The sequence below is a fragment of the Streptomyces sp. NPDC015032 genome, from assembly GCF_043080425.1.
Taxonomy (GTDB): Bacteria; Actinomycetota; Actinomycetes; order Streptomycetales; family Streptomycetaceae; genus Streptomyces.
Genome location: NZ_JBIBVN010000113.1, coordinates 1 through 1,826, shown reverse-complemented (window position 1 = coordinate 1,826; position 1,826 = coordinate 1). Strand labels below are relative to the sequence as shown.

The window sequence follows — 1,826 nt, the reverse complement described above, 5'->3', positions numbered from 1 at the left end:
GACCCTGTTGCCTAATTGAGTGAAGCTGCCGTGATCGCCTGTCGCGTGGCATTCCGGTTCGCGAGTGTGTGGTGCAGGCGGTTTCGAGGGCGTGAACTGGGCGTCTGGCCGCGGAAATCGGGGGTGGCGTTGTGTCGATGCGGTCGAGTTCGGAGGTGGAGGTTCCTGCGGTGACACGGGATGTCGCCCGGGCAGCGTTCCCCAAGGGGTGTCTGGCGATGAGGATCCGGGACAGTCTCGGTCCGCTGTTCCTGGACGAGGAGTTCAGAACGGCCTTCGGGGTTCGGGGGCGTCCTGGCATCCCGCCCGGCCGGCTGGCGTTGGTCAGCATCCTTCAGTTCGCCGAGAACCTGACCGATCGCCAGGCCGCGCACGCGGTGCGGGCCAGGATCGACATGAAGTACCTGCTCGGTCTGGAGCTGACCGACCCCGGCTTCGACCACACCGTGCTGACCGGGTTCCGGGAACGGCTGCTGGCGCACGGACTGGAGGAAAGGATCTTGGACCTGCTTCTGGAACGGCTGGCCGAGATGGGGCTGGTCGCTCCCGGCGGGCGTCAGCGCACGGACGCCACGCACGTCCTGGCCGCGGTCCGCAGTCTCAACCGCCTGGAGTTCATCGGCGAGACGTTGCGGGCGACACTGGAGGCACTCGCCACGGCCGTGCCCGACTGGATGCGCGCGTCGATGGACCCGGCATGGCAGGAACGCTACGGGACACGGGTCGACGCTTACCGGTTGCCGACCGACGAGCAGGAGCGGCGCGATCTCGCCCGGCAGATCGCCGCCGACGGATACCGGCTGCTCGAAGCCGTCTTCGCCCCGACGGCGCCGGTATGGCTGAGGCAGGTGCCCGCCGTCTCCGTCCTGCGCACGGTGTGGGTGCAGCAGTTCACCCGCACCGTCACCGACGGCGAGGAAGAGGTGGCCTGGCGGGGGAAAGACGATCTCCCGCCGAGCAGAGCGATGGTCGCTTCGCCCTATGATCCCGAGGCCCGTTACGCGAAGAAGCGCGGGTCCGCCTGGGTCGGCTACAAGATCCACCTCAGCGAGAGCTGCGACGATCCCGGGGAGGCGAAGCGACCCCACCTGATCACCCATGTCGTCACGACCGACGCCACGGTCAACGACGCGATGGTCGTCGACGAGGTCCACGACCGCCTCACGGGCAAGGGCCTCCTGCCGGCGGAGCACCTCCTGGACGCCGGATACACCTCGGCCGAGCTGTTGCTGACCGCGCCGGCCACCCGCGGTGTCCACGTCGTCGGCCCGGTCCGGTCGAACAACACGCGGCAGGCGGCGAAAGGAGGAGGCTTCGACAAGTCCGCCTTCACCATCAACTGGCGGGCCCAGCAAGCCACTTGTCCGACCGGCGCCGTGAGCAGGTACTGGACGGCGGGAGTGGACAACAACGGCCGGGACGCGATCCGAATCCGCTTCGCGACCACCACCTGCGCACCCTGTCCCGTGCGAGACCAGTGCACTCGCTCCACCAAGTACGGGCGGCAGCTCACCGTCCGTCCCCAGGACCAGGACGCACTGCTGGAACGCGTCCGCGCCGAGCAGTCCACGGACGAGTGGAAGGACCGGTATGCGGCACGTGCCGGAGTGGAAGGCACCATCCACCAGGCCGTCGCTGCTGCTGGAGCCCGGCGGACCCGCTACATCGGCCAAGCCAAGACACGTCTCGCGCACATCCTCACAGCTACCGCCATCAATCTGATCCGTCTCGACGCCTGGTGGAACGAAACGCCCCTCGCCCGCACACGTACGTCCCGCCTGGCAGCACTCGACCTTGCGGCATGAGACCAATTGGGCAACAGGGTC

General features: G+C 68.1%; 1 protein-coding gene. It reads left to right on the top strand.

Going from position 1 to position 1,826, the window contains the following annotated elements:
- Positions 1-137: 137 nt before the first annotated feature.
- The gene (locus ACF08M_RS41590) at positions 138-1,805 is read left to right on the top strand and encodes an IS1182 family transposase (RefSeq protein ID WP_392190516.1); all 1,668 of its coding nucleotides are present in this window, start codon (positions 138-140) and stop codon (positions 1,803-1,805) included.
- Positions 1,806-1,826 lie beyond the last annotated feature (21 nt).

Coding starts and splice junctions, on each gene's coding strand:
- ACF08M_RS41590 (WP_392190516.1), top strand. CDS start 138: ATGCGGTCGAGTTCGGAGGTGGAGGTTCCTGCGGTGACACGGGATGTC.